The organism is Streptomyces sp. NPDC057280 (assembly GCF_042668605.1).
Classification (GTDB): Bacteria; Actinomycetota; Actinomycetes; order Streptomycetales; family Streptomycetaceae; genus Streptomyces.
On the sequence record NZ_JBHUYR010000001.1, the window covers coordinates 1888703 to 1914659 of the forward strand.

The 25957-nt window shown below is 72.5% G+C and carries 20 protein-coding genes; 8 read left to right on the plus strand and 12 right to left on the minus strand.

The window, feature by feature from the left end; genetic code table 11:
• Positions 1-8 precede the first annotated feature (8 nt).
• Both ACFUO4_RS08595 and ACFUO4_RS08600 read left to right on the plus strand, forming a co-directional pair.
• A complete protein-coding gene (locus ACFUO4_RS08595) occupies positions 9-1682 on the plus strand; it encodes a PucR family transcriptional regulator (RefSeq protein WP_383481300.1) in 1674 nt (557 codons plus the stop codon).
• A 127-nt stretch (positions 1683-1809) separates the two neighbouring features.
• On the plus strand, positions 1810-2583 hold the full coding sequence (locus ACFUO4_RS08600) for a hypothetical protein (protein WP_383481303.1): 774 nt from the start codon (positions 1810-1812) through the stop codon (positions 2581-2583).
• Positions 2584-2587: 4 nt separating this feature from the next.
• On the opposite strand, the gene ACFUO4_RS08605 is transcribed toward ACFUO4_RS08600, so the two are convergent.
• Together ACFUO4_RS08605 and ACFUO4_RS08610 are read right to left on the minus strand one after the other, a co-directional pair.
• Complete coding sequence (locus tag ACFUO4_RS08605) at positions 2588-2881, minus strand: hypothetical protein (protein ID WP_383481305.1); 294 nt, start codon at positions 2879-2881, stop codon at positions 2588-2590.
• A 125-nt stretch (positions 2882-3006) separates the two neighbouring features.
• Entirely contained in the window at positions 3007-3954 is a 948-nt protein-coding gene (locus ACFUO4_RS08610; protein ID WP_383481308.1) for a GntR family transcriptional regulator, read from the minus strand.
• Between the two features lie 182 nt (positions 3955-4136).
• Here ACFUO4_RS08610 and ACFUO4_RS08615 point away from each other — a divergent pair, with 182 nt between their 5' ends.
• Together ACFUO4_RS08615 and ACFUO4_RS08620 are read left to right on the plus strand one after the other, a co-directional pair.
• Positions 4137-4982 (plus strand): (2Fe-2S)-binding protein, encoded by an 846-nt coding sequence (locus tag ACFUO4_RS08615; RefSeq protein WP_383481310.1) that lies wholly within the window; start codon positions 4137-4139, stop codon positions 4980-4982.
• 303 nt (positions 4983-5285) lie between these two features.
• The gene (locus tag ACFUO4_RS08620; protein ID WP_079311064.1) at positions 5286-6329 is read left to right on the plus strand and encodes a DUF2637 domain-containing protein; all 1044 of its coding nucleotides are present in this window, start codon (positions 5286-5288) and stop codon (positions 6327-6329) included.
• A gap of 64 nt (positions 6330-6393) precedes the next feature.
• Here the strand turns inward: ACFUO4_RS08620 and ACFUO4_RS08625 are convergent, their stop codons facing one another.
• Positions 6394-6876 (minus strand): ATP-binding protein, encoded by a 483-nt coding sequence (locus ACFUO4_RS08625; RefSeq protein WP_383481312.1) that lies wholly within the window; start codon positions 6874-6876, stop codon positions 6394-6396.
• A 776-nt stretch (positions 6877-7652) separates the two neighbouring features.
• Positions 7653-8267 carry a hypothetical protein gene (locus ACFUO4_RS08630; RefSeq protein WP_383481315.1) on the minus strand — a complete coding sequence of 205 codons (615 nt, stop codon included), beginning with the start codon at positions 8265-8267 and terminating at the stop codon, positions 7653-7655.
• A gap of 229 nt (positions 8268-8496) precedes the next feature.
• Between ACFUO4_RS08630 and ACFUO4_RS08635 the strand changes: the two genes are divergently transcribed.
• A complete protein-coding gene (locus tag ACFUO4_RS08635; RefSeq protein WP_383481318.1) occupies positions 8497-9858 on the plus strand; it encodes a helix-turn-helix domain-containing protein in 1362 nt (453 codons plus the stop codon).
• Here the strand turns inward: ACFUO4_RS08635 and ACFUO4_RS08640 are convergent.
• From ACFUO4_RS08640 to ACFUO4_RS08650, 3 genes are all read right to left on the minus strand, one after another.
• A complete protein-coding gene (locus tag ACFUO4_RS08640) occupies positions 9855-11597 on the minus strand; it encodes a pyruvate dehydrogenase (RefSeq protein ID WP_383481321.1) in 1743 nt (580 codons plus the stop codon). The genes ACFUO4_RS08635 and ACFUO4_RS08640 overlap by 4 nt on opposite strands.
• A gap of 27 nt (positions 11598-11624) precedes the next feature.
• The gene (locus ACFUO4_RS08645) at positions 11625-13541 is read right to left on the minus strand and encodes a protein phosphatase 2C domain-containing protein (RefSeq protein WP_383481324.1); all 1917 of its coding nucleotides are present in this window, start codon (positions 13539-13541) and stop codon (positions 11625-11627) included.
• Between the two features lie 151 nt (positions 13542-13692).
• Positions 13693-17367, minus strand: a complete 3675-nt coding sequence (locus ACFUO4_RS08650; protein WP_383482377.1) for a S8 family serine peptidase — start codon at positions 17365-17367, stop codon at positions 13693-13695.
• A gap of 229 nt (positions 17368-17596) precedes the next feature.
• On the opposite strand from ACFUO4_RS08650, the gene ACFUO4_RS08655 reads away from it, so the two are divergent.
• From ACFUO4_RS08655 to ACFUO4_RS08665, 3 genes are all read left to right on the plus strand, one after another.
• Entirely contained in the window at positions 17597-18577 is a 981-nt protein-coding gene (locus tag ACFUO4_RS08655) for a LuxR family transcriptional regulator (RefSeq protein ID WP_079311248.1), read from the plus strand.
• Positions 18578-18632: 55 nt separating this feature from the next.
• Positions 18633-19115, plus strand: coding sequence for a DUF456 domain-containing protein (locus ACFUO4_RS08660; RefSeq protein ID WP_079311249.1), 483 nt, complete (start codon positions 18633-18635; stop codon positions 19113-19115).
• Between the two features lie 66 nt (positions 19116-19181).
• The gene (locus tag ACFUO4_RS08665) at positions 19182-19565 is read left to right on the plus strand and encodes a PPOX class F420-dependent oxidoreductase (protein WP_079311250.1); all 384 of its coding nucleotides are present in this window, start codon (positions 19182-19184) and stop codon (positions 19563-19565) included.
• Here ACFUO4_RS08665 and ACFUO4_RS08670 read toward each other — a convergent pair.
• The 5 genes from ACFUO4_RS08670 to ACFUO4_RS08690 all read right to left on the minus strand — a co-directional run bounded on the left by ACFUO4_RS08670 (position 19539) and on the right by ACFUO4_RS08690 (position 25953).
• The gene (locus tag ACFUO4_RS08670; protein WP_383481328.1) at positions 19539-20021 is read right to left on the minus strand and encodes a methylated-DNA--[protein]-cysteine S-methyltransferase; all 483 of its coding nucleotides are present in this window, start codon (positions 20019-20021) and stop codon (positions 19539-19541) included. The genes ACFUO4_RS08665 and ACFUO4_RS08670 overlap by 27 nt on opposite strands.
• Positions 20018-21370, minus strand: coding sequence for an AlkA N-terminal domain-containing protein (locus tag ACFUO4_RS08675; protein WP_383481331.1), 1353 nt, complete (start codon positions 21368-21370; stop codon positions 20018-20020). Before ACFUO4_RS08675 ends, ACFUO4_RS08670 begins: the two co-directional genes overlap by 4 nt.
• A 149-nt stretch (positions 21371-21519) precedes the next feature.
• Positions 21520-22635 carry a ribosome small subunit-dependent GTPase A gene (gene rsgA / locus ACFUO4_RS08680; RefSeq protein ID WP_079311252.1) on the minus strand — a complete coding sequence of 372 codons (1116 nt, stop codon included), beginning with the start codon at positions 22633-22635 and terminating at the stop codon, positions 21520-21522.
• 212 nt (positions 22636-22847) lie between these two features.
• Positions 22848-24338, minus strand: coding sequence for a cellulose binding domain-containing protein (locus tag ACFUO4_RS08685; RefSeq protein ID WP_383481334.1), 1491 nt, complete (start codon positions 24336-24338; stop codon positions 22848-22850).
• Positions 24339-24633: 295 nt separating this feature from the next.
• Positions 24634-25953 (minus strand): radical SAM protein, encoded by a 1320-nt coding sequence (locus ACFUO4_RS08690; protein WP_383481337.1) that lies wholly within the window; start codon positions 25951-25953, stop codon positions 24634-24636.
• Positions 25954-25957: the final 4 nt, after the last annotated feature.

Genomic DNA, 25957 nt, shown 5'->3' on the forward strand with positions numbered 1-25957 from the left:
CGACGAGAATGCGGCTGCGCGCACTGCTGGACACCGACGCGCTGGGCCTGCGGCTGCTCGGCGGCGAGGACGAGCTGGACCGCACCGTGCGCGGTGTGATGACCACGGACCTGCGGGACCCGAGCCGCTATCTGTCCGGCGGTGAGCTGGTGCTCACGGGGCTGGCGTGGCGGCGGGACGCCGCGGACTCCGACACGTTCGTCCGGATCCTCGTGCAGGCCGGCGTGGCGGCGCTGGCGGCGGGTGAGGCGGAACTCGGCAATGTGCCGGACGACCTGGTGCTGGCCTGTGCGCGCAACCGGCTGCCGCTGTTCGCGGTGCACGAGTCGGTGGCGTTCGCGACGATCACCGAGCATGTCGTACGGCAGGTCAGCGGCGAGCGCGCCGGGGACCTGGCGGCCGTGGTGGACCGGCACCGCCGGATGATGACCTCGGGGCCGGCGGGCGGCGGCCCGGACGTGGTCCTGGACCTGCTGGGCTCCGACCTTGACCTGCGGGCCTGGGTGCTGTCGCCGACCGGGCGGCTGATCGCGGGCTCCAAGACCGCCGGCCCCGGGCTCCCGGCCGACGTCTGCGCGAAGCTCGCGGCGGAGCATCTGGCGGCCGCCCGCACCGGCCGGCGCGGACCGCACCGGCTGACGCTCGGCTCGACGACGTACTCCCTGTTCCCGGTCCGCAGCAGCGGCCGCTCCCCGCAGGCCTCGCGGGACGTGCGCGAGACGGTGCTGTCGGACTGGCTGCTGGCCGTCGAGGCGGACGCCGGTGACTGGCCCGAGGAGCGCCTGGACCTGCTCCAGGGCGTCACCCAGCTGATCGCGGTCGAACGGGACCGCAGGGACGCGGCCCGCACGGTGCGGCGGCGGCTCGCCCAGGAGGTCCTGGAGCTGGTCCAGACGGGCGCCGCGCCCGCCGAGATCGCCGCGCGCCTCCGTGTCGCCGCGCCCGTCCTGCTGCCCGGCCTCGGGGCGGCGCCGCACTGGCAGGTCGTGGTGGCCCGCGTCGAGTGGGACGGCGGGGACATCGAGGGCGGCGCGGTCGCCCAGTCGCTGCTTGAGGAGATCCTCGTCGACCCGCTGTCGCCCGGTCCCGAGCCGTCCGACCGGATCGCCGTGGCGCACACCGGGGAGGAGGCCATCGCGCTCGTCCCGCTCCCGGCGGTGTCGACGGAGCACGACGGGTCCGAGACCGGTGTTCTCGCCGACGTGCTCCTTGAGTCCGTACGGGACCCGCTGGCCGCCGGTCTCGACGACGACGGGCGGGTCACGCTGGGCGTCAGCGCGGCCGTGCACTCCGCGGAGGGGCTGCGCGGCGCGCTGGAGGAGGCGCGGCACGCACGCCGGGTGGCGGCCGCGCGGCCCGGCCGGGTGTGTGCGGCGGGCCACCAGGAGCTCGCCTCGCACGTGCTGCTCCTGCCCTTCGTGCCGGACGACGTCCGCCGGGCGTTCACCGCCCGCCTCCTGGACCCGCTGCGCGACTACGACCGGCGGCACCGCGCGGAGCTGATCCCGACGCTGGAGGCGTTCCTCGACTGCGACGGCTCCTGGACCCGCTGCGCGACCCGTCTCCACCTGCACGTCAACACGCTGCGCTACCGGGTGGGGCGAATCGAGCAGTTGACGAGTCGTGACCTGTCCCGCCTGGAGGACAAGCTGGATTTCTTCCTGGCGCTGCGGATGAGCTGAAACCTCGGGCGTCCGGGTATCCCACGACTTTGTGAAATCCTTCACCCACCCTCTTGGCCGGGCCACGGGATTCGTGCTGAGATGCGGCCACCACTCAACAGCTCAATGGTGTGCCGGGGAGGGCGAGGTGGCGTATACCGCCATGTCTGGTAACGGAACGACCCCTGACGATCCACTCCAGACCGCGGTATGGCGGCTGCGCTCACGCGCCTGCTGGGCCGACGCGGCAGCGCTGCTCCAACCGGTGGGCGCGGACGCGGCGTTGCAGCGGGCCGCGCTGCTGGTCGAGCGGTGTCTCTACACCGAGCAGGGCTGGGAGGAGGCCGAGGACGCGCTGCGCACGGCCGAGGCGCTGGCCCACACCGACGACGAGCGGGGCGCCGCCGCTTGTGAACGAGGGCAACTTGCGTACGCGGCCACGCTGCACCAGGTCCGCGACCGGGCCGACGAGGCGCGGGCCGCGCTCGGGCGGGCGGCGGCGCTGATCCCTCCGGGGGCGCCGGGACGGGCGTTGCTGGACTTCCGGCGCGGACTGCTCGCCGAGAACCTGGCCCGCTCACCGCAGGCCGCGCGGGCGGCGTACCGGCGGGCGCACGCGGGTGCGGTGGCCCACGCCGATCCCCTGCTCCTCTCCTTCACTTGGCGCCACCTCGCCGGACTGGCCCTGCGGGACGGGGAGTTGGCGGAGGCACGGCACGGCTTCAGCGAATCGCTGCGCATCCGCGAGGAGTTGGGCTACCTGGTCGGCACCGCCCCGGCCCTGGCCTCACTGGCCGACGCGGAGGTGGAGCCGGAGGCGTCCCGGCTACGGGAGGAGGCGCGGCGGCTGTTCCGCCTGCTGGGCGGCGTACCGACGTGGCTGTCGCGGCAGTTGGCACCGCCGCCGGCAGCGACGGCTTGACCGGCTAGCTGTTGCGGATCCGGTCCACCAGCTTCTGGATCTCGTTGAGGACGGTGTCGCGGAGTTCCGGGTCGCGGGCGAGGACCACGACCACGACGATCACCACGAGAAGGGAGACGAGACCTCCGCCGCGACCGCCGCGGTGTGGCATCGGGGTGTGCGCCGGCGGACGGTGGTAGCCGTGCCGGACGTGCTGCTGGTGCGCCTGCCGGTGGGAGTCCACGGCTTGCTGATGTGCCTGCCGGGCTTGCTGACTGGCCTGTTGCGCCTGCTGCTGGGCCATGAAGGACGGGTCCACGGGGTCACCTCCGCTGTCGGCACCAGGCGTGCCGTCAGGGGAGGCCACGCGGGACGGGACGGGCGGGTTCCCGGCATCGCGGACCGTTGCGCGGAGCCGACAGTTCCGTGACCGCCGTCACAGGCTCAGGACGCTCCCGCGAAGTGCTCCCCCACGAGCGACCGCACCACGTCAAGGTCCCCGGCGATCAACGCGTCCAGCAGGGCGGTGTGTTCGGCCGCGTCCGCGACCAGTTCCGCTCGGCCGCGGGAGGTGGGGGTGCCGGTCAGGGGCCACTGGGCGCGGCGGTGCAGGTCGTCGGCGATCTGGACCAGTTGTGCGTTGCCGGCCAGGGCGAGGACCGCGCGGTGGAAGGCGCGGTCCGACTCGGCGTACGTCGCCCGGCATCCCGTCGACGCCGCCCGCACCGTGGCCTCGGCGGCCGGGCGCAGCTCCGCCCAGCGCTCGGCCGGCACCGTACGGGCCAGCCGCAGCATCACCGGCACCTCCACCAGGGCGCGTATCTCGGCGAGTTCGGCGAGCTCCCGCGCCCCCCGCTCCACGACCCGGAAGCCCCGGTTGGGCACGACCTCGACGGCGCCCTCCAGGGCGAGTTGCTGCATCGCCTCGCGGACCGGCGTCGCGGAGACCCCGAAGCGCTCGCCGAGGACGGGTGCCGAGTAGACCTCGCCCGGGGTCAGTTCGCCGGTCACCAGCGCGGTGCGCAGCGCGTCCAGGATCTGCCCGCGCACGGAGGCCCGCTGGACGACGGGCCGGGCGCGGTGCCCGGCGGGCGGCGCCGGCATCGGCTGCTCGGCGGACGCAACCCGTCGCGCCGGCATCGGCTGTTCCGCGGGCAGAACCCTCGGCGCCGGCATCGGCGGTTCGGCGGGTGGGCGGCCGCCTCGGGCCTTCGGTACGGCGTCGGCGGCGCGGGTGCGCTCGACCTGCGGCTCCGGCAGCCCGCCCTGGGCGCGCGCCTGCCTGTCCCGGGCGGCGTCCACATCCGCCGCCCGCACCTGCGAGGGCACCCGCACCGGCCCGGTGATCCCGGTGCGCTCCGTCCCGGTGGAGCCCTGTGTGCCCTGATTCACAAGGAGCCTCCTCCGGACGTGTCGGTACTTGGGGTCATTACGGCGGGTTGTTACTCGCCCGTCAAGCACCTTAGGCGCAGAAGCCGACGGTTCAAAGCGTGACGACCTTGGGTAAGGTGAGGCTTACCTTCAGAGCGCCCGTGCGGCACCGTCGCACCCCTGTCCTGGATTGGTGGCCCCGCATGACCGCTCCCGCCTCGGCCCTCACGGACGCCTACACCCGTCTGACCGAGGCCTTTCCGGGCATGACGGTGCGGGAGCTGGGGCCCGCGGAGACAGCGCCCCGGGGCGACGGCTGGGTCGGTGCCGACGCGCTCGCGGCGGGCGGGGCCGGACTTGAGTCCTTTCTGATGTGGGACGACGCACAGGTGCGGCGCGATCACGGACGGCCCGGCCGGCCGGACGTCGTCGCCAGCTTCGGACTGCACCGCTACGCCTGGCCCGCCTGCCTGCTGATCACGCTGCCCTGGTTCCTGCACCGCCGGGTGCCGCGCTTCTCCGTGGCGCAGGTGTCGTACGACCGCACCCGGGGCCCGATGGACTTCGCCGTGCGGACCGGCACCTTCGCCTGCCTGCCGGGCGATCCGGCCGCGGCGCTGCCCGGCGCCCGGGTGGTCCCGGACGAGGAGGCGCTGCGCGCCGAGGTGCGGGACGCCGTCGCCGAGCACATGGAGCCGCTGCTGGCCGGGTTCGGGCCGCGGATGCGGCGGCGCGGGCGGGCGCTGTGGGGCATGGTGACCGACGAGGTGGTGGAGGGGCTCTGGTACGTCGCCGGGCTGCTCGGCGAGCACGAACAACGGCGGGCCGAGCGCGAGCTGGAGCTGCTGCTGCCGGGCACGACCAAGCCGTACGTCGGCACCGCGGCCTTCCGCGAGTTGAGCGGACCGGACGGTGAGGCGCTGCCCACCAGGGACCGGGTCAGCTGCTGCATGTACTACACGCTCGCCCCGCAGGACACCTGCGCCACCTGCCCGCGCACCTGCGACGCCGACCGGGTCGTCAAGCTGCTGGCGGAAGCCGCCAGTTGACACCCCCCGGGGAACGACCGCGTGCGCCGGTCCCGTAAGATCACCTTCGAACAGGACTCCCGGCGGGTTACAGGCGATTCACAATTTCCTCACCTGCCGCAGGAACTTTCCGTGGAACCACCCGTACGGGTAGTCTTATTCGAACTCAACTCCCGCCCCTCATGCGGCAGTTCGAGCAGAACGCCGCCCTGGGCAATCCCTTGCACCTCCTTGGCGGCCTCTTGCCCCGAAACCCCCTGAGGGCCGGTGGGATTGGGCCACTATGGCGGGCGTTACGCCCTATCCCAATGCAAGGGACCCCAGATGAGACTGACCGACATATCGCTGAACTGGCTGCTTCCGGGCGCCGTACTGCTCCTGGGCATGGTCGCGGCGATGGCGGTGCTGGCGCGGAGCAAGCGGTCCGGCGGGGAGCACGCGAAGGACGACTCCTGGGAGCGCAGCGAGGAGCGCCGGCGGCGCAAGGAGGCCATATACGGCACCGCCTCCTATGTCCTGCTGTTCTGCTGTGCGGCGGTCGCCGCCGCCCTCTCCTTCCACGGCCTGGTCGGCTTCGGCCAGCAGAACCTGAACCTGTCCGGCGGCTGGGAGTACCTGGTCCCGTTCGGCCTGGACGGCGCGGCGATGTTCTGCTCGGTGCTCGCGGTGCGCGAGGCCAGCCACGGTGACGCGGCGCTCGGCTCCCGGATACTCGTGTGGACGTTCGCGGGTGCCGCGGCCTGGTTCAACTGGGTGCACGCGCCCAGGGGCATGGGCCACGACGGCGCCCCGCAGTTCTTCTCCGGCATGTCCCTGTCCGCGGCCGTGCTCTTCGACCGCGCCCTGAAGCAGACCCGCCGGGCGGCGCTGCGCGAGCAGGGCCTGGTGCCCCGTCCGCTGCCGCAGATCCGCGTGGTCCGCTGGCTGCGGGCGCCCCGTGAGACGTACAAGGCCTGGTCGCTCATGCTGCTGGAGAACGTGCGCAGCCTCGACGAGGCGGTGGACGAGGTCCGCGAGGACAAGCGGCAGAAGGAGGAGAACCGGCTGCGCCGCCGCGAGGCGGACCGTCTGGAGCGGGCCCAGCTCAAGGCGATCAGCCGGGGGCACCGCGGGTTCATCGGTCGCGGTGGCGGCCGGCAGGTCGAGGCTCTGGAGCGGGGCGGCGGCGACGACCGAGCCACCGCGGAGCCTGCCATAGCGACGACGCCGGAACCCCTGCCCGTGCGCTCACGTCCGTCCCTTCAGCCGGTCCGTCAAAGTACTGAGCCGATCACCGTCGACCTCACCGCGGAGGACGACACCATGGCCCTGCCGCGGCTCGACTCCCTGGAGCGCAAGCTCAAGGACCTCGAGCAGCAGTTCGGCTAAGTCCCTCCGGGGACCACGCGAGGGGGGTACGGCCCGATGGCCGTACCCCCCTCGCGTTCGTCCGTCACGCGGCGCCCGCGTCGAGTTCGAACCACACCGCCTTCCCCACGCCGTGCGCCCGTACGCCCCACGCGTCGGCGAGGGACTGTACGAGGGCCAGGCCCCGGCCGTGCGTACCGTCGTCGGCGTTCGGTACGTGCAGTCTGGGTCTGCGGGCCACGAAGTCCCGTACCTCCACCCGTAGTCCACGGGGTCCGACGGTGGCCGTCAGGACCGCGTCGTGGTCGGTGTGGACGAGCGCGTTGGTGACGAGCTCGCTGGTGAGCAGTTCCGCTATCTCCGATCGTCCGGGCCTCCCCCACTGCCGTAACAACTCGCGCAGCTGGCGGCGTACTTCGGGCACCGCCCGCAGATCCGCCCGCCCGAGTCTGCGCCGTAGCGATACGGCCTGCGCCGGTTCGCCGGCGCTCGTGGCCCTGTCCTCCACCGTCTCCGCCGAGAAGGCCCCGATCGCCGTGGGACCGCCTCCTCGTGCCTGCCTCTTCATGACCCCCGCCCGCGTGCCGATGTCGGTTCCCCTCCTGCTCGAACACGTTCACGGGGATCCATGCCCCGTCGTTCACGGCGCAGTCATGTCGAATCGTCAATGACCAGGTGTTCGGCCATGGTTCTGGGGTGCGGGGCCGGGCGCGCGACCTCCGCCGCACCGCTCCTCGAACGTCCTTCGAGGCACCGTGCAGCGCGGCCGTACCGCGGTGGCGACGGGGCCGGGGCGGGGCGGGAGTGCCGCTGGTCCCCCCGGTTGGCATGTGCCGCGCGTGCCGTGGGCCGGGGCGAGGCGCCGCGCGGGCGGCGGGGCGCGGGGAAAGCCCTGGTCGAGGAGGTCGTTCCGGTTGCCGCCGGAGCCGGCCTCGGAATGGGACGGGCGCCAGGACCGGCCAAGGTCGCGGGCGGGGCACAGCTGTTACGACGGCGCCGGCGTCGCCTCCGGCGGCGTACTTCTCGGCATCCCCCGGCGGCCGGGGCCGTGCACCCGGCGTTCGTGACGCCCGACCGGTCCGGCTGTCCGGCGGGGCCTCGGGCCCACGCACAGGTGAGACACCTGACCGACGCGCCTCGGCCGAACTGCCCATGCGCGTCTGCACGGGAAGCCGTACCCGGCCCCAAAAAGGGGCGGCCGGCGCGGCAGGTCACGCCACGCCGGCCGCCGTTCCCCCCTCGGGCGAAAGTGGCTGGAATTCACCAGCCCGGTACCGGACTTGCGGCGGGGTGCCGCCCTCCCGACCCCCGTGGCGAGAGGGCGGCCCCGCTTCCTCGGTTGGCTCAGTAGAGCTTGTTCACCGCGGTGGTCGTCGTCTTGCGGAACGCCTTCACGGGCGCGTCGGCGAAGTCGCCCATCTGCCCCCACTGCACGACCGTGACGGTCTTTCCGTCCCGGCCGACGGAGAGCAGATGGATGTCGGAGGCGCCCCAGGAGGCCTCGATGTGCAGACCGTGGACGCGGGCGCCCTCCTCGACCGGCAGCGTGCCGTAGTCCCGGTGCGTGGCCTCGACCTCCGGGTCGGCCTGCTCCAAGTGCGTGGGGCAGGTCTTGATGTCCTTGTTCAGCCGGGTGGCGAGGGCCTTGGCCTTGCCGGTGTCGCCGACGACGATCGTGAGCTGCAGGGCGCCGGTGTCGAGATCGGTGCGGAAGGTGCGGTACCGGGAGTCGTAGCCGGGCATCGTGTCCTGGAGGCAGGACAGCAGGCCGTCCGGGACGCCGTCGGTGACCTTGCCGGCCGTCCAGGAGGACGAGGGGTGCGGCGGCAGTTCGGACGCCGACAGGAACTTCGGAGACGTCTTCGGGGCGGCGTCCGCGGGTGAGGCGAGCGTCGCGCCGAGGGCGAGTCCGGTGGCGGCGACGGCGAGGAGCGCGCCGGCTCGGTTGCGCATGGGCATGGGTGTGTCCCCCGTGTACGAGTGAGTGCGAGAAGATGTGCGAGTAAGTAGCGTGTCGCCCGAGGGTGGTTGGTCGGTCCGGCCCGCTCGGTGCGACACCAAGAGCATCAGCGGTCACAGGCAGCCGACGCAACCGCTGACGGACGATGTGTGCGGGTGGAACCATCCCAGGCCATGTGACCTGCGGGTATGCGAGTGCCTGGGACGGCGGAACGGGGGCGGGACAACGGTGTCGGAGCAGCACGACGCAGACGAGGTGGCCCAGTTCGCGGCGCTGCTGGCGCGGCTGAAGGAACGGACGGACCGCAGCTACGGCCAGTTGGCCCGCCGGCTGAACATGAACACCTCGACGCTGCACCGGTACTGCGCCGGTGAGACGGTCCCGGTGGACTTCGCCCCCGTGGAGCGGTTCGCGGCGCTGTGCGGTGCGACGCCGGAGGAGCGGCACGAACTCCACCGGCGCTGGCTGCTCGCGGTGGCGGCACGCCAGCGGTCCCGCCCGCAGGAGCCTGCGCCGGTGCCTGGGTCGGCGCCTGCGCCTGCACCTGTGCCGGGTGCGGTCGACACGGACGCCGAGGCGAACGCCGCAGCGACCGTCCTGGCGAGCACGGACGACGACGACCCCGTCACCGAACTGCGGCTGCCCGGCCCGCCCCGCCCCTGGTACCGGCGTCGACAGACCCTCGTCGCCTCGGCCGCGGCCGTCGCGCTGATCGCCACGCTCGGCAGTCTGTCCGCCCTCTCTGACGGCCGCTCCTCCGCCGCCGACTCGGTACGCCCCACCGACCCGGCCGTCACCAGTTCGGCCGCCGCCGCGTCACCGGACCCCACCGCGTCGAAGAAGAAGCCGAGTCCGTCCGCCTCCCCGGACCGGGGAACCTCTTCCCCGTCCGCTTCCGGAAGCGGCCGCCCGCACGCCGGCCCGTCCGCCAAGGGCGGCGGCAGCCCCACCGGCGGGGCCGGGCCGGGGGCCGCCGTGCCGCTGTCCTGGACGGTCAACTCCCATGTCTGGAACGCGGGCTGCGGCCACCAGTACGTCATCGACAAGCCGTCGACGCAGGTGCCACCGCCGCCGGTCGCGCAGGATGCCGCCGTCTGGGCGGCGGCGCAGGGCGCGCTGCACGGCGGCGAGACGATGGTGCAGATCTCCGTGCAGGGGCGCAGTTCCACGGCCGTGGTCCTGGAGGCGCTCCGGGTGCGGGTGGTCGGGCGTTCGGCCCCGGCCGGGGGCAACTCGTACGCCATGGACAACGGCTGCGGTGGCGCGCTCACGCCCCGCATGTTCTCCGTCGACCTCGACGCGGACCGGCCGATCGCCCGCTCGGAGGCCGGCAACGACGGCGAGAACGAGATCCCGGCGATCCGGATGCCGTACCGGGTCTCCGCCGAGGACCCGGAGATCCTGCTGGTCACCGCGCGGACCGTGGGCTGCGACTGCAGCTGGTACCTCGAACTGGACTGGTCCTCCCAGGGCCGCACCGGCACCGCCCGCATCGACGACCACGGCACCCCGTTCCGCACGACGGGCGACAAGGGGCTGCCGCAGTACTCGTACGACTACACGAACCGGAAGTGGGTCGCGGGGGACTAAGGCCGGGGCACGTTGCGCAGGTTGGAACGGGCCATCTGGAGCATGCGGCCGACGCCGCCGTCGAGGACGATCTTCGAGGCGGAGAGGGCGAAGCCGGTGACCATCTCGGTGCTGATCTTCGGCGGGATGGACAGCGCGTTGGGGTCGGTGACGACGTCGACGAGGGCGGGGCCCTTGTGCTTGAAGGCGTCCTTCAACGCCCCCGCGAGATCCTTGGGCTTCTCGACGCGGACGCCGTGAGCGCCACAGGCGCGGGCGACGGCCGCGAAGTCGGGGTTCCTGTTCGTGGTGCCGTACGACGGGAGTCCCGCGACCAGCATCTCCAACTCGACCATCGACAACGAGGAGTTGTTGAAGAGGACGACCTTCACGGGGAGGTCGTACTGCACGAGGGTCAGGAAGTCGCCCATCAGCATGGAGAATCCGCCGTCGCCGGACATCGACACGACCTGGCGCTTGCGGTCGGTGAACTGGGCGCCGATCGCCATCGGCAGCGCGTTGGCCATGGAGCCGTGCGAGAAGGAGCCGATGACGCGGCGGCGGCCGTTGGGTGAGATGTAGCGGGCGGCCCAGACGTTGCACATGCCGGTGTCGACCGTGAACACGGCGTCGTCGGCGGCGAGTTCATCCAGCACGGAGGCCACGTACTCGGGGTGGATCGGGACATGCTTCTCGACCTTGCGGGTGTAGGCCTTGACCACGCCTTCCAGGGCGTCCGCGTGCTTCTTGAGCATCTTGTCGAGGAAGCGCCGGTTCTGCTTCTCCTTCACCCGCGGGGTCAGACACCGCAGGGTCTCCTTCACGTCGCCCCACACCGCGAGGTCGAGTTTCGAACGCCGGCCCAGGTTCTCGGGACGGACGTCGACCTGGGCGATCTTGACGTTGTCGGGCAGGAACGCGTTGTACGGGAAGTCGGTGCCGAGCAGGATCAGCAGGTCGCACTCGTGGGTGGCCTCGTAGGCGGCGCCGTAGCCGAGCAGACCGCTCATGCCGACGTCGTACGGGTTGTCGTACTGGATCCACTCCTTGCCCCTGAGGGCGTGCCCCACCGGGGACTTGACCTTCTCGGCGAACTCCATGACCTCGGCGTGCGCGCCGGCCGTGCCGCTGCCGCAGAAGAGGGTGATCTTCTCGGCCTTGTCGATCATGCGCACGAACGCGTCGATTTCGGCGTCGCCGGGACGGACCGTGGGCCGGGTGGTGACGAGGGCGGTCTCCAGCGGCTTGTCCGGGGCGGGGTCGTCGGCGATGTCGCCGGGGAGGGAGACGACGCTGACGCCCGAGCGGCCGACCGCGTGCTGGATGGCGGTCTGCAGCAGCCTGGGCATCTGCTTGGGGCTGGAGATCAGCTCGCTGTAGTGGCTGCACTCGCGGAACAGCTGGTCGGGGTGGGTCTCCTGGAAGTAGCCCAGGCCGATCTCGCTGGACGGGATGTGCGAGGCGAGGGCGAGGACGGGCGCCATGGAGCGGTGGGCGTCGTAGAGGCCGTTGATGAGGTGCAGGTTGCCGGGGCCGCAGGAGCCGGCGCAGGCGGTCAGCTTGCCGGTGATCTGGGCTTCCGCCCCGGCGGCGAAGGCGGCGGTCTCCTCGTGCCGGACGTGCACCCAGTCGATGCCGCGGTTGCGGCGCACGGCGTCGACGACCGGGTTGAGGCTGTCGCCGACGACGCCGTAGAGGCGTTTCACTCCGGCGCGCACGAGGATGTCCACGAACTGTTCGGCGACGTTCTGCTTGGCCATGAGTCCATGTATCCACACCGCCCGCGGTTACGCCTCCCACACGGCGGCCGCCGTACGGTCGTCGGCGTAGCCCTTCACCCGGACCTGGGTGTCGGCGAGGAACGCGGCGAGGCCCGGCGCGGTGGGGCCGGACCACCGTCCCGTGAGGTACGCGCACAGCTCCGGCTCGCCGCGCAACGGCTCCGCGAGGCCACTGCTGCACATCAGGAGCGTGTCACCCGGGCGGGCTACCGAGGCCCGGAACCGGAACGGTTCGCGGGGCGGCTCGGGGGCGGGTTCGTAGGGGCTCGGCGGGGTGGGGATGCCGAGGTCCATGGTGAGGCGGTCGCCCTCGGGGGTCTCGGCGGGCAGCGAGCCGAAGCCGACGACCGGTTCGCCGGCGGCGTCGGTGACGCGCGGCTCGATGTCCTGCCACTCGCCGTCCCGGAGGCGGAACAGGCCGCCCGCGCCGACGCCGAAGAAGACGCGGGTACGGCAGTCGGTGTCGGCGGGCAGGAGCAGACAGCGCAGGGTGGCGGAGTACTCCTCCGGGTCGATGCCCTGTTCGGCGGCGCTGGCGCGGAGCTTGCCGAGGCTGCGGTCGGTCAGGCGGTGCAGGCCGGACTTGAGGTCGCCGCGGCGGGCCGCCCTTATGTCCTCGGCGAGCCGGGCGTGACTGCGGCCGACGGCCCTGCCGATCCAGTGGCAGGCCTCGGCGGCGGCCCGGTGGGCGCCGGGCGTCGCGCGGGCGCCGGTGGCCATCGCGACGAGGACCAGGGCGTGGTCGCCGGTGCCGAAGCGGGCGGTCAGGAGGGAGTCGCGACGGGGTTCGCCGCGGAAGCGGGCGGAGTCGCCGCGGACGGAGGCGGCGCGGAGGGTGCAGGAGCCGTAGTGGGCGCCGTCCAGGACGGTGTCGGCCACGAGGTCGTCGAGTTCGTCGGGGTTCGCGGGTGGGAGGGCGGTGGGTTCGGCTTCGTAGGTGGGCGGGCCTGAGCCGAGGTAGGTGACGGCGGGTGGGGGGAGGGCGGGGAGGTCGAGGCGGGTGGCCGTGCGGAGGGGCGTTTCGGTGGGCGGGGCTTCACTGTCGGCCGGAGGTGGGGCGGGGGCGGGGTTTTCGCTTGCCCGCGCCGGCGGGGTGCCGCTGCGCCCACCCGTGCCGCCCTGCGGCACGACTGCCCGCAGCGAAGGCGACGGCGACGGCGGGGAAGGCGGGAACGACGGCGGCGACGGCGGCGCTGCCTGCGCAGGGGCTGCCGATGGCGGCGACGATGGCGATGGCGGCGCTGTCTGCGCTGTCGACGATGGCGATGGCGGAAGCGGCGACGTCGGTGGAACTGCCTGCGCAGGCGCTGACGACGGCGGCGTCGATCGTGAAGGCGGGACCGGCGGCGACGTCGGTGGAACTGCCTGCGCAGGCGCTGGCGGCGGCGTCGATGGTGATGGCGGGAGCGGCGGCGGTTCAGGGTCGGCTGCCGGGGCGGGCTCCGCCCCAGCGGCACGACCGCCCGCAGCTCGCTCGGGGATGTCCGCACCCCGCGCAGGGGCATGAGCAGGCTGCGCGGGAATCTCCGCACCCCGTGCCGGGATCTCAGCAGGCCACGCGGGGTTGCCCCCAGCCGGTGCAGGGGCCTCCGCAGCCTGCGCCAAGATGTCCGCAGGCCCCGCCGGGATGTCCGCAGCCTGCGCCCGGATGTCCGCAGGCCCCGCCGGGATGTCCGCAGGCTGCGCGGAGTCCTCCGCAGGCCGCACCCGGGGCCCCGCATCCTGTGCGGCCCGGGGCCCCGCATCCTGCGCTGGGATTTCGGCCCTCCCCGCGTCCCCGTTCACCGTTCCCGCCGCCGACTCGTATCTGTCGTCCAGCGTGTCCGGGGCCGAGGTCGGGCCCGCGTCCTCGGTCTTGTCGTCGTACAGCTGTCCCCACCAGTCGTCCTCGTGGCCGGTGGGCCTTCCCCCCTGATGGCTCATGCCCCTAATTGTCCACCGCGAGGGCCGGATGAAAACGGGGCAACCGGAAAATCAGCAGGTCGTGCGAAACAGGTCGCCGGGCGGTCCCACCCCCCACGGGAGAACCGCCCGGCGACATCCGAGTGACCCGGGCCCGCGATCCCCTGACGTGCTAGCGCACGTCGTAGGCCCGGGTCACGATCTGGGTGACCGAGTTGCCGTTGGCGTCGGTCAGACCGGCCCTGAGTGTGACCTGCTTTCCTGTCGCCGAGCTGTGGTCGACGACCGCCTGCCAGACCCCGCCGCGCCGCTCCGTCCTCGCCTCGGTCCAGGTCTCGCCGCCGTCGTAGGAGTAGGCGAGCCGCACCGAGGTCAACGCGCCCGGGTGGTAGCCCGCGTGGCCCGTCGCGGTGAGCGTGATGCGTTGGCCGTCCTTCGCGGGGAGGGTCTTGAGGCCGTCCTCGGGGAGGGCGTAGTGGGGGAAGAGCAGCGGGATGCCCTGGGAGTAGGCGGTCTCGTCGAGGGCCGAGCGGAAGGACCAGGTCGTGGTCGTCTGCGTGGTGCGGTTCCAGACCCGGGCCGGCTGGCCGAACTTCGCCGTGTTCAGGGTGAGTTCGTACGACGACTCCTCCGCCGGGACCGTGAACACCCCGAACGGGTAAGGGCTGTCGCCGATGGTCTCGCCGTTCCGCTTCAGGACCATGTTGCCCAGGTCGCCGAAACTGCCCTGGACACCCATGTGTTGGCCGTCGCCGTAGAACGCGGGGGCGACTCCGATGAGGTTGCCCTGGCGTTCCGCGGCCGTCGCCTCCGCCCCGGTGTCGTCGAGGGGGCCGGTCGGCGCGAGGACACCGCCGTACCACTCCTCCTGACGACGCTCCCCCTTCTCGTACGTCCGCACGGGGTCGATCATGAACTCGCCCCACGGGAAGCTGCTGGACAGCTGGTGCCCCCAGCCGGTCGTGCCCGGCGTGCGGTACTCGGTGCGGGTGAACGGCGCGGGGACGGTCTCGATGTCGCCGAAGTAGCCGGTCAGGCCGCTCGGGCGGGTCATCGACGGGAGGTCGATGTGGTCCGTCGCGTCGCCGGACATCGACTTGTACGTCGCCTTCGTCGCCGCCAACTCCCGGTCGCGGGCTCGGTAGACGCGGTCGCTGCGGAGCTGTCCCGTCTCCGGGTGGGCGAGGGTGTAGACGTACGGGCTCTTCGCCGTCGCCGTCCAGCGCAGGGTCGTCGCCGTCCCGGCCGCCAGAAGCGCCTTTGCCTCCTCCGTCGGGATTCCCAGGATCGGCAGCGGGCCGCCGGTGAAGCCCGCCGACGGGTACCAGCGGCCCGGCGCCTCGCGGTAGCCGAGGACGGCCACGGCACCGGCGGCCTGCGCGCGGTTCGCGACCTCGTAGGCGCCACCGTCGTCCGGGAGCCTGACGAGTGCGATCTTGCCCTTCGCGCCCGAAAGGTCCGCCTCCGTACCGGACTTGGCGTCGTAGAGGGCGGCCTGCCCCTTGCCGTCCAGGTTCACGGAGCTCGTCGACGCGGTCACCGGGTGGAGCTTCCGCCCGCCCACGACCGCCAGTTCGGTGATCTGCGGGGCCGCGGCACGCCAGAAGCTGTCGAACTCGAAGCTGCCGTCCGTGGCCTTGCCGTCGACGGAGGCGTAGTAGCCGCGCAGGGTGCGGCCGCCCGCCGCGGTGCCGCCGTGCAGCCAGGTGTCGTCCCACGAGCGGGCGAAACCGAGCGTGACGCCGCGGAGTTCGGTCGGCTGGTCCGTGCGGACGCCGAGGCGGTGGGCCTTGCGGGCGTCGAGGACGACCGTGGTGTCCCCGCGGACCTCCAGCTGCGGACGGGCCAGGCAGGCGAGGGAGTTGTAGAGGGTTCCTTCGGTCTCGGGGGTGGTGACGAAGGCGGAGAGGAAGTAGCTGCCGGGGCGGATCTCGTACGTCTGGTCGGTGGCGCCGTCGTTGAAGCGGCGCTCGCCGGTGGCGTCGTCGGTGCCGATGACGTCGACGGAGGAGGCGCCGGTGGCGGGGTCGCCGTGGCGGTCGATGAGCTTGACGCGCAGGGTGACCGTCTCGGGCTGGACGTAGAGAGAGAAGGGGGTGGAGACACGCACCCCGTTCGCCTGGGCGAGCACCCGGCCCGTGATGTCACCGTACTGGGCGCGTCTGAGCGTGGCCGTGGGGTCGATGCGGAGCGGGACCTCGGCCGTCCTGCCGGCCGGGACGGTGACCGAAGCCGAGCTCAGCCGGGCCACAGGTGAGCGGACGGTGGAGCCGTCGTTGCCGGTGACCCCCGTCACCGACAGCTTCAACTCCACCGCCCTGTCCGTGGTGTTGGTGTACGGCACGGAGACGGTGGTGCGGTCGCTGGTGTCCTGCGGCCAGGCGTAGGTGCCGGCCTGGACGGCGGGCGTGCCGAGGACCGTCTGGTCGAGGGCGGCCTTGACGTCGAGGCGGCCGCCACCGGTCTCGCGGACGTCGCCGGGGATGTCCGCGTCGGCGGCGGAGACGAGGGCGGCCTTGATCCGGGCGGCACTCCAGTCCGGGTGCCGCTGCTTGAGGATGGCTGCGGCGCCCGCGACGTGCGGCGTCGCCATCGACGTACCGCTCATGGACTGGTAGGCGTAGACGCCGCGCCCGCCCGCGTTGGCCGCGGAGATGCCGACGCCCGGGGCGGTGATCTCGGGCTTGAGGGTGTGGGCGCCGTAGACGGGGCCGCGGCTGGAGAAGCTGGCGGTCGAGTCGTCGCGGTCGACGGCGCCGACGGTGAGGACGCTCGGGGCGCAACCGGGCGAGGAGACCGTGTTGTCGCCGGGGCCGGAGTTGCCGGCCGCGATGACGAAGAGGGTGTTCGGGTGCGAGCGGGCGAGTTCCTCGGTGGCCTGGGCCATCGGGTCGGTGCAGTCCCGCTCGTCGGGGTTGCCGAGGCTCATGGAGACCACGTCGGCGCCCTGCTCGACGGCCCACTGCATGCCGGCGATGATCCACGAAGTCTCGCCGTAGCCGCCGTCGTTGAGGACCTTGCCGTTGAGCAGTGCGGCGCCGGGCGCGACGCCCTTCTTCTTGCCGCCGCTCGCGGCGCCGGTGCCGCCGACGGTGGAGGTGGTGTGGGTGCCGTGGCCCTGGTGGTCGTCGGCGTCGGCCGAGTCGGTGAAGTTCTTCGACGCGCTGATCCGGCCCTTGAGGTCGGGGTGGCCGGCGTCGACGCCGGTGTCCAGGACGGCGACCTTGGTGCCCTTGCCGTCGTAACCGGCGGCCCAGGCCTCCGGGGCGTGGACCTGCTTGGTCGACCGGTCGAGGGTGGCCGACACCTTCGCGTCCAGCCACAGCTTCTTGAGGGACCCCCGGTTGACGTCGTCCCAGAAGGCGCCGGCCTTCTCCTTGTCCGCGTCCAGCGCCACGCCGTCGATCGCGTCGAGCACCCGGTCGCGTGCGGCGCCGCGCGGGGTCTTCGGGACGCTGCGGGCGGTGACGGCACGGTCGTAGGTCGCGATCAGCGGCAGCGTGTCGGTGTGGGCGTCGTCGTAGCCCTGCCGGACCAGGCCGGTGACGTTGAACAGCTCCTCGTCCACACGTCCGGCGGCCAGCGCCTCGACCGCGCCCTCGGGATAGACGTACAGGTCGTCGCCGTCCTGGCGGGTCTGCGTGAAGGGGGTCGTGCCGTCCTCGCCGGGCAGGGCGACGGCCCCGTCCTTCGTGACGAGGACCCGGTCGCCGGTGACGAGGGTGACGACGGTCCCGGCGCCGGGGGTGGCCCGGCTGCCGGTCAGCGGTCTGTGTCCATCGTCCTCGGCCGCGTGCGTGGGCGCGGCGGTCGTGACGGCCAGGACGACGGCTGCCGCCGCCCCCATGGCCGTACGGCGTATCGCTCTCGCCAAGATCGCTCTCCTGCCGTGTCGCCGCATGCCCGCGTACGCGAAACGCGCAGGCCGAAGGTGCCCAAGGCGGGCATTGCGGACGGTGGTTGATGCTGCGGTGGCGCCACGATGGCAGAGGGGCGGGTGGTGCGGCGATGATGTGCCGAGGCGGGTTTGCGCCGTGGCCGGTTCCCGCCACCGCGCCGCCGGGGAGGGGTCGTTGATGCTGGGTGCGCTGGGACTGGACGAGACGCACGAGTCGGCGTACCGGGCGCTGGTGTCCGTGGGTGCGGCCGACGTGCCCGATCTGGCGCGGCGGCTGACGCTCGCGGAGCACGACACCGAGCGCGCCCTGCGCCGCCTGGAACGCCATGGACTCGCGGCCCAGTCCTCCGCCCGTCCCGGCCGCTGGGTCGCCGCTCCCCCGGGGGTGGCGCTGGGCGCGCTGCTCACCCAGCAGCGGCACGAGCTGGACAAGGCGGAGCTGGCGGCGGCGCTGCTCGCCGAGGAGTACCGGGCGGCGGCGGCCGAGCCGGCCGTGCACGACCTGGTCGAGGTGGTGATCGGGGCGGCGGCGGTGGCGCAGCGGTTCCTTCAGTTGCAGCTGGGGGCCACCGAAGAGGTGTGCGCCCTGGTCACCGGCAATCCGGCGGTGGTCTCCGGCGGGGAGAACGACGCCGAGGAGCAGGCGGCCGGGCGCGGGGTGCGCTACCGGGTGGTGGTGGAGCGGTCGGTGCTGGACCTCCCGGACGGCATCACCGAGCTGTCGGCGGCGCTGGGCCGGGACGAGGAGGTACGGGTCGTGGACCGGGTGCCGACCAAGCTGGTCGTCGCCGACCGCGTCCAGGCCCTCGTACCGCTGACCTCGCACACGGCGGAGCCGGCCGCGCTGGTCGTGCACGCGAGCGGGCTGCTGGAACTGCTGTCGGGACTGTTCGAGTCGGTGTGGCGGGAGTCGCTGCCGCTGCGCCTGGGCGCCGCCGGGGTGACCGAGGCGGAGGCGGACGCCCCCGACGTGACGGACCTGGAGGTGTTGTCCCTCCTGCTCGCCGGGATGACCGACGCGAGCGTGGCCAAGCAGCTCGACCTGGGGCTGCGGACCGTGCAGCGCCGGGTGAAGCGGCTGATGGAGCTGGCGGGCGTGACGACGCGGTTGCAGCTGGGGTGGCATGCGTACGAGCGGGGGTGGGTGGCCCGGGGGTGAGCGGGGCGAACCTTTCTGACCTGCGGTTTCTTCGGGCGTCGGGCACCCTGGACGCATGGGAGTGTGGGACCTCCTGCTGGTCGGCCTGGTCCTCCTGCTCGGCCTGTGCGGAGTGCTCGTACCCGGGGTGCCGGGATCGTGGCTCGTGTGGGCCGCGGTCTCGTGGTGGGCGCTGAAGGATCCGCAGCCCGTCGCGTGGTGGGTGCTGGTGGGGGCCACCGTGGTGCTGTTCCTGTCCCAGGTGGTGCGCTGGGCGCTGCCGCCACGACGGCTGCGCACGAGCGGCGCGACGCCCCGGATGGGCGTGTACGCCGGTGCCGGCGCGTTCCTCGGTTTCTTCCTGATCCCCGTGCTGGGCGCGATCCCCGGCTTCATGGGCGGCGTCTACCTGCATGAGCGCCTCCGTCTCGGCCGGCACGGGGAGGCGGTCGCGGCGCTGCGCACGGTGATGCGCTCGGGCGGGTCCAGCGTGCTGACGGAACTGTTCACGTGCCTGCTGATCATGGGCGCGTGGCTGGGGGCGGTGATCTGGGGGTGACGTAGGCCCGCGGCCCTAGGCCGAGGAACCGATGTGCGGTGAGGACGGGCGTGTTTGGGTGGGCGCATGACCGAATTCAGCGAGGCCGAACGCGCGTATCTGAGGTCGCAGCGGCTGGGGCGGCTCGCCACCGTCGATCCCCAGGGGCAGCCGCAGGCGAACCCGGTCGGTTTCTTCCCGCAGGACGACGGGACGATCCTGGTCGGCGGCCATCAGATGGGCCGCAGCAAGAAGTGGCGCAACCTGCGCAAGAACCCGAAGGTCGCGCTCGTCGTCGACGACGTCGTCAGCCTGCGGCCCTGGAAGGTGCGGGGCATCGACATCCGCGGGGAGGCCGAGCTGCTGGTGGGCCCGCACGAACTCGGCCCGCACTTCAGCGAGGAGGTCATCCGCATCCATCCGCGGCGGATCCACAGCTGGGGTCTAGAGGACACCCTCGAGGGTCAGTAGCGCGATCTTGCGTTCCAGCCCGCCCGCGTACCCGGTCATCGACCCGTTCGCGCCGATCACCCGATGGCAGGGCCGGACGATCAGCAGCGGGTTGGCGCCGATGGCACCGCCGACCGCCCTCACGGCGACCCTTGACGCCCCGATCCGGGCGGCGATCTCGCCGTAGGTGACCGTCGCACCGTAGGGAACGTCGTCGAGGGCGGCCCAGACCCGCTCCCGGAAGGCGGTGCCCTCGGCCCGCAACTCCAGCCGGAACTCCTTGAGTTCCCCGGCGAAGTAGGCGGCCAGCTGCTCCTCGGCCGCCCGGAAGGGCCCGGGGTCATGCCGCCAACTCCCCTGCACGGCACGCCCGTTCTTCTGTCCGGGAACGGACAGCGAGGTCAGCGCCCCACCGGGGTCCGCGGTGAGCAGGAGCGGCCCGACGGGGCTTTCGACGGTCGTCCAGTAGAGGGTCATTCGGTCTCCAACTCCCCTGCGGTGCGCAGGTGTTGCAGGGCGTACGAGCGCCAGGGGCGCCAGCTGTCGGGGACGTCGAGGTCGGGCGGGGCGACGTCGGGGTCGCCGAGGGCGCGGGTGCGGATGACCGCGACCGTGCGGGCGTCCATGCCCGGGAGGGTGAGCAGGGCGGCCTGCGCGTCGTCGCGGTCGGCGCCCGGGTCGAGCCGTACGTGACCGTCGGCGAGGGCGGCGCCGAGGGCCGCGACGGGGCCGTCGGCCTGGGCGAGGGCGCCGGCCTCGGGGAAGAGGTGCGTGAGGCTGCCGCAGGGCGCGTCGAGAGCCTTGCCGTACCGCTGCACAAGCCGCTCGGCCTCCTCCGCCCCGACCAGCGCCCGCACCGCGAGCTCCTCGGGATCGGCCGCTCCGGGTGACCGCAGCCCGGGCCGGGCGGCGACCAGCGCAGCGAGCCTCGGATCGGCGCCGAGCCGCTCGTCGACGGCGTACGGATCGGCGTCGAGGTCGAGGAGCCGCCGCAGCCGGCCGACGGCGGTCGTCAGATCGCGCAGGTCGGTGAGGTGCAGCCGGGCGTCGAGCCATCCCCGGGCCCGCTCGTCGACGGCGACGATCCCGGTGCCGTACGGCAGCCGCAGCGTCCGCCGGTAGACGCGCTTCCCGGGTTCCCCGCTGACTTCCTCGACGCCGGGTACGGCCTCGGCGGCCAGGACGTCGAAGACGGCGGCGGACTGATAGGCACCCCGGTAGGCGAGCCGCAGCGGCACCCCGGCCGACGGGGTGGCCGTACGACGCGCGCCGGGGGCGGCGGCGCGCAGTTCGCTCGGCGTCGAGGCGTACACGGCGCGGATCGTGTCGTTGAACTGCCTGACGCTGGCGAAACCGGCGGCAAAGGCCACCTGGGTGACCGGCAGCCCGGTGGTCTGGAGCAGGACGCGTGCCGTGTGCGAGCGCTGGGCCCGGGCGAGGGCGACGGGCCCGGCGCCTAGCTCGGCGGTGAGCTGGCGCTGGACCTGCCGCGCGCTGTACCCCAGCCGCCCGGCGAGCCCCGCGACGCCCTCACGGTCGACGACCCCGTCCCCGATCAGCCGCATCGCCCGCCCCACCACATCGGCCCGCACATTCCACTCCGCCGACCCCGGCACGGCATCCGGCCGACACCGCCGACAGGCCCGGAACCCCGAGCCCTGAGCGGCGGCGGCGGTCGCGAAGAACCGCACGTTCCGCCGCTTCGGCGTGACGGCGGGACAGCTGGGCCGGCAGTAGATCCCGGTGGTGGAGACGGCGAAGAAGAACTCCCCGTCGAACCGCCCGTCCCGGCTGCGCACAGCTTCGTACCTGGTGTCTTCGTCCATCACAGGTTCCAGTGTGGTCCAGGTACAAAAATGCGGCTGGCGGATTTCAGACACGGCACTGAGAAGGCTCTTAGGGGCGCGGGGAACTGCGCGAGCAACCACAGACAACCCGCACCCGCCGAACAACCGACCCGGCACCCCCGTAGGCGCTAAACCCACCGCCCCCGCTTCACCTCCATCGCCGCCTTCCCCTCAGCCCCCCGCTTCTTCCACTCCCGCCGAAGCTCCGCACGGACCCGCGCATCGGTCTTGGCGACGATCCGCTGATTCTCCCGGATCAGCTTCCGATAGCTCTCCAGCCGCCGCTCCGCCAGCTCGCCGGAGTCGATCGCGGCGAGCACCGCGCACCCCGGCTCGCTCTCGTGCGCGCAGTCATGGAACCGGCAGTCCGCGGCCAGCTCCTCGATCTCGGAGAAGACCTGCCCGACGCCGCTCTCGGCGTCGAAGAGCCCGACCCCCCGCAGTCCGGGCGTGTCGATGAGGACACCCCCGCCGGGCAGGGCGAGCAGGTTGCGGGTCGTGGTGGTGTGCCGTCCCTTCCCGTCGACGTCCCGGGCGGCCTGGACCGCCATGACGTCCGAGCCGACCAGGGCGTTGGCGAGGGTCGACTTCCCGGCGCCGGACTGTCCGAGCAGCACGGATGTGCCGCCGGAGACCACCGCGGTGAGGACGTCGAGCCCGTCCCCGTCCACGGCGCTGACGGTCAGCACCGGCACACCCGGTGCCGTCGTCTCCACGTCCTGGACGAGATGCGCGAGCGTCACGGCGTCCGGGACGAGGTCGGCCTTGGTGAGCACGACGACGGGCTGGGCGCCGCTCTCCCAGGCGAGGGCGAGGAAGCGCTCGATGCGGCCGAGGTCGAGTTCGACGGCCAGCGACACGGCGACGATCGCGTGGTCGACGTTGGCGGCGAGGATCTGCCCCTCGGAGCGCTTGGAGGAGGTGGAGCGCACGAAGGCGGTACGGCGTGGCAGATACGTCCGTACGTAGCGCGGGTTGCCGCCGGGTTCGACGGCGACCCAGTCGCCGGTGCACACGACCCGCAGGGGGTCGTTGGGGGTGACGAACGCGGTGTCGGCGCGCAGCGTCCCGTGGGCGGTGACGACGTCGCACTGCCCGCGGTCGACGCGGACGACCCGCCCGGCGAGCAGTCCTTCGGCGTCGTAGGGGGCGAACTCGTCCGCCCATGCGTCGTCCCAGCCGTAGGGAGCGAGCGCGGAGAAAACAGCAGAGGAAGTGGAAGGGGTGGAGCTGGAGGAAGTCAAGGGTGACCCTTCGAAGGGCGGCCCCGGCAAGGAAGTTGAGTGAGGTCAGCCGGCGGCCACGGAGGTGGACGTGATGATCTGGATGCGGGCAGCGCTCATCGCAGTGACAGCCATCGGTCGACACCTCCTCGAACACACTCACTCGGCCGGCTCGTCCGGCTGGAACGTCCCCACCGTATCCGGGGCACCCTCGACCCCGTCAACCGAATTAATCAGGCCTTCGTGCAGGCCTGCCCGTTCAACGTCACGTCGTACCCGGGCGAGTTCGTCCCCTGCCAGGAGGCGATGAAGCCGAAGGCGAGGTCGGCGCCCGCGGCGACGGTCTTGTTGTAGTCGGCGGCGGTGGCGGTGACGCGGGAGTCGCTCTGGGAGAAGTTCGCGTCCCACATCTCGCCGACCTTCTGGCCGTCCTTGAACGACCAGTCGACCCGCCAGTCGTCGAGGGCCCGCGCGGTGGTGACCTTGACCGTGGCCTGGAAGCCGTCGGGCCACTGGTTGACGAGGGTGTACGTGTAGGTGCAGGCGGCGCGTGCGGTCGTCGGGCCGGGGGCCGGTTTGTCGTCGTCCTGCGCGGCGGAGGAGGTCGTGCCCTGGGGTTCGGGGTCTGGGTTCTTCCGGGTGGGCGAGCCCTGGGTGGCGCTGGCGGAGGGGGCCTTGGAGCCCGACGACGGGGTGGCGCTCGCGGACGGCAGGGTGGTGCCGGGGTCGGCCGCGACGGGCTGGCGGTCGGCGGAGTCGCCGGGGCTCGCGGTGCCGTCGTGCATGCCGCCCTCGCCGAACGGCATCATCGAGACGCCGAGCGCCAGCAGCGACACCAGGACGGCGGTGACGAGGAGACTGGTGCGCACGACCCGCGCCTTCTGCGCCCCGGGGTTCGGCGGCAGGGCGTCGACCGGTTCCGGGCGTCCGGCACCCAGCCGCACCTCGGCGGCCCGGCGTCGGCGTTCCAGGTAGGCGAGGCCGCCCCAGCCGATGACCCCGCCCGCGAGTGCCGCGGGCAGCCCGCCGCCGTGCAGCCGCAGACAGGCGGCGGCCTCGGCGCACTGCACGCAGGTGGCGAGGTGCCTGGAGAGGTCCTCGGGTGTGTCGGCGCCGGCGGACCGGGTGACCGCGTCGAGGAGCCGGGCGTAGCTGCGGCACTGCGCGGCCATCGGGGTGTCGAGGTGGTTGCGGTGGCTGCGGTCCCTGAACAGGCCGCGCACCTGGGCGAGTTCCTCGGACACGGTGGCCGGGTCGAGGCCGAGCCGGCGGGCCACCACGGACAGCGGCAGCGCCTCGACCTCGGCCAGCCAGAGCAGGTCGGCGTCGTGTTCCTGCATGTCGCGCAACCCGCGCAGGGCGAGCGGGCGTTGGAGCGGCGGCCCGGTGTAGCGGTCGGCCTTCTCGGAGTTGAGCCAGAGCCGCAGGTCGGGGTCGAGCTTGTGGCCCTGTCCGCCGGTCTCCCAGTCGGCCGCCGTGGTGCGCACCGCGGTCAGCAGCAGGGGGATCATGGGCAGCCGGGGCGCCCGCCGGCCGGCGCCTCGGCCCGGGTTCGCGCCGGCCGCCCGGGCCTCGCGCATGCCGAGCGCGAAGGCCTCCGTGGACAGCTGGTTGGCCGCGGTGGACCCAGACGTGCAGAGGTCGGCATAGGAGAGGACCGCGTCCCAGCACTCCGAGAACAGGGCGGCCTCGGCGGCGTCATGGGGGGTCGGCAGGTCGGGCATCGGTCTCCTGCATCCAGAGCGAGGTCAACTCACCTTATTGGCAACGGAGTTGCGGGGAACCTCGCGACAGCGCATGAGCTTTTCACGGGTTCCACACAACTGACAAGCGGGCTATTCAAATCCGGTTACCGGGAGTCGGCGAACGCCCACGTCACGTTGCCCTTGTTGTGCCTGTTGCGCCAGTTCCTCGTGGTGTCACTTCTGGATACATACGCAAAGAAGGCCCGGACGTCTCGATCCGGACCTTCTTTTCCGAGGGCGTCGTCGACGACCCGCTTTCCCCGGGAACCCGCGGCTACGCCTCCACCGGCTCCTGCGCCGGCAGGCTGTCCATGAAGGAGCTCACGGAGAAGACCGCGCGGCCGGCGCCGGGTTCACCGTAGCCGGGGGGTGAGGAGAGGCCGAACTCCTCCATCGTCTGACGGTAGGCCTGGAGCAGCCGGATGTGGTACTCCAGCGGCGCGCCCTGCGGGTTGGCCTTGCCGAGCGGGGTCGTCGGCTCCGGGCACCAGGTGGTGAAGCGGGGCGTGATGCCCTGCGACATGAAGAAGCGCAGGCCCTCCGTGGTCGAGGCGATCGCCTCGTCGACCGTCTTGAAGCCGAAGGGCTCGGCCATCTCCACGCCCGCCACGAAGTTGGGGATCACGTTGCGGGCGCCGAAGATCTCCGCCGAGTCGAGGATGCGCTTGTGCCACTCGTCGCGGCCGACGTAGCGCTCCTTGCCCGGGCAGTACATCTTGAACAGATACTCGTCCCACACCTCGTAGTTGGGGTGGTAGATCTGCACGCCGTAGTCCTTGAACCGCTGCACGTCGTCCCTGGGCAGCGCCTGGGCGACGACCTTGCCGATCCAACGGCCCGGGAAGCGCTCCTCGATGGCCTTGGCGTAGTGGCCGTAGAAGTCGGCCTCGTCGCGCCCGGAGACGGTCTTGGTGATCGCGCCGCCGGTGAGCGTGTACGCGGTCGACGCCTTCTGGGTGTCGTAGCGGTCGATGATCTCCAGGGCTTCGAGGACCTCCTCGACGTCCTTCACACCCGTGTACGGCCGCCCCGCCGCCTTGTGCTGGCGCCAGTTGTGGTTGATGTCGCAGTACTGGCACTCCTCCTTGGCGCCGAAGTACTGGCACACCCGGAAGACCGTCAGGTAGATGAGGTAGCCCCACTGGATGGTCGGGGCCACCTCCATCACGGACTTCCCGTTGGCGAGCTTGTGCTTGTAGTACTCCGGCATCGGCGGCACACCGACGTCGGCGATGCGCTTGCCGTCGAGGTAGAGGCCGAGCATGCCGCTGTCGTCCGCGGCGACGCGGTACGGCGAGGCCGGGTTCACGCGCACGGAGACGACGGTGCGGCGCAGGTCGTACGGGCCGCCGGTGAGGATGATCTCCTCCGGCGGGCGGCGCAGGGCGGCCTCGCCGAGCTCGGGGAGGGTGCCGTGGTCGAAGGAGAAGATGAAGTACGACTTCGGCTTGACCTCACCGCCCTCGTTGTCACTGAGGGCGGACGGGTCGAAGGCCACTCCGCCCCGGAGCAGATCCTCCTTGAAGACGGCCTCCCGCGGTACGTGCGGGAACCTCTCCATCAGATCTTCGACCAGCGCGGTACGGCTGCCCATCCGT

What these genes read in the sequence shown, in the direction of transcription:
- ACFUO4_RS08595 (WP_383481300.1), top strand. Translation starts at nt 9, where the DNA reads ATGCGGCTGCGCGCACTGCTGGACACCGACGCGCTGGGCCTGCGGCTG.
- ACFUO4_RS08615 (WP_383481310.1), top strand. Translation starts at nt 4,137, where the DNA reads ATGACCGCTCCCGCCTCGGCCCTCACGGACGCCTACACCCGTCTGACC.
- ACFUO4_RS08620 (WP_079311064.1), top strand. Translation starts at nt 5,286, where the DNA reads ATGAGACTGACCGACATATCGCTGAACTGGCTGCTTCCGGGCGCCGTA.
- ACFUO4_RS08625 (WP_383481312.1), bottom strand. Translation starts at nt 6,876, where the DNA reads ATGAAGAGGCAGGCACGAGGAGGCGGTCCCACGGCGATCGGGGCCTTC.
- ACFUO4_RS08630 (WP_383481315.1), bottom strand. Translation starts at nt 8,267, where the DNA reads ATGCCCATGCGCAACCGAGCCGGCGCGCTCCTCGCCGTCGCCGCCACC.
- ACFUO4_RS08640 (WP_383481321.1), bottom strand. Translation starts at nt 11,597, where the DNA reads ATGGCCAAGCAGAACGTCGCCGAACAGTTCGTGGACATCCTCGTGCGC.
- ACFUO4_RS08645 (WP_383481324.1), bottom strand. Translation starts at nt 13,541, where the DNA reads ATGAGCCATCAGGGGGGAAGGCCCACCGGCCACGAGGACGACTGGTGG.
- ACFUO4_RS08650 (WP_383482377.1), bottom strand. Translation starts at nt 17,367, where the DNA reads ATGGGGGCGGCGGCAGCCGTCGTCCTGGCCGTCACGACCGCCGCGCCC.
- ACFUO4_RS08655 (WP_079311248.1), top strand. Translation starts at nt 17,597, where the DNA reads ATGCTGGGTGCGCTGGGACTGGACGAGACGCACGAGTCGGCGTACCGG.
- ACFUO4_RS08660 (WP_079311249.1), top strand. Translation starts at nt 18,633, where the DNA reads ATGGGAGTGTGGGACCTCCTGCTGGTCGGCCTGGTCCTCCTGCTCGGC.
- ACFUO4_RS08665 (WP_079311250.1), top strand. Translation starts at nt 19,182, where the DNA reads ATGACCGAATTCAGCGAGGCCGAACGCGCGTATCTGAGGTCGCAGCGG.
- ACFUO4_RS08670 (WP_383481328.1), bottom strand. Translation starts at nt 20,021, where the DNA reads ATGACCCTCTACTGGACGACCGTCGAAAGCCCCGTCGGGCCGCTCCTG.
- ACFUO4_RS08675 (WP_383481331.1), bottom strand. Translation starts at nt 21,370, where the DNA reads ATGGACGAAGACACCAGGTACGAAGCTGTGCGCAGCCGGGACGGGCGG.
- ACFUO4_RS08685 (WP_383481334.1), bottom strand. Translation starts at nt 24,338, where the DNA reads ATGCCCGACCTGCCGACCCCCCATGACGCCGCCGAGGCCGCCCTGTTC.
- ACFUO4_RS08690 (WP_383481337.1), bottom strand. Translation starts at nt 25,953, where the DNA reads ATGGGCAGCCGTACCGCGCTGGTCGAAGATCTGATGGAGAGGTTCCCG.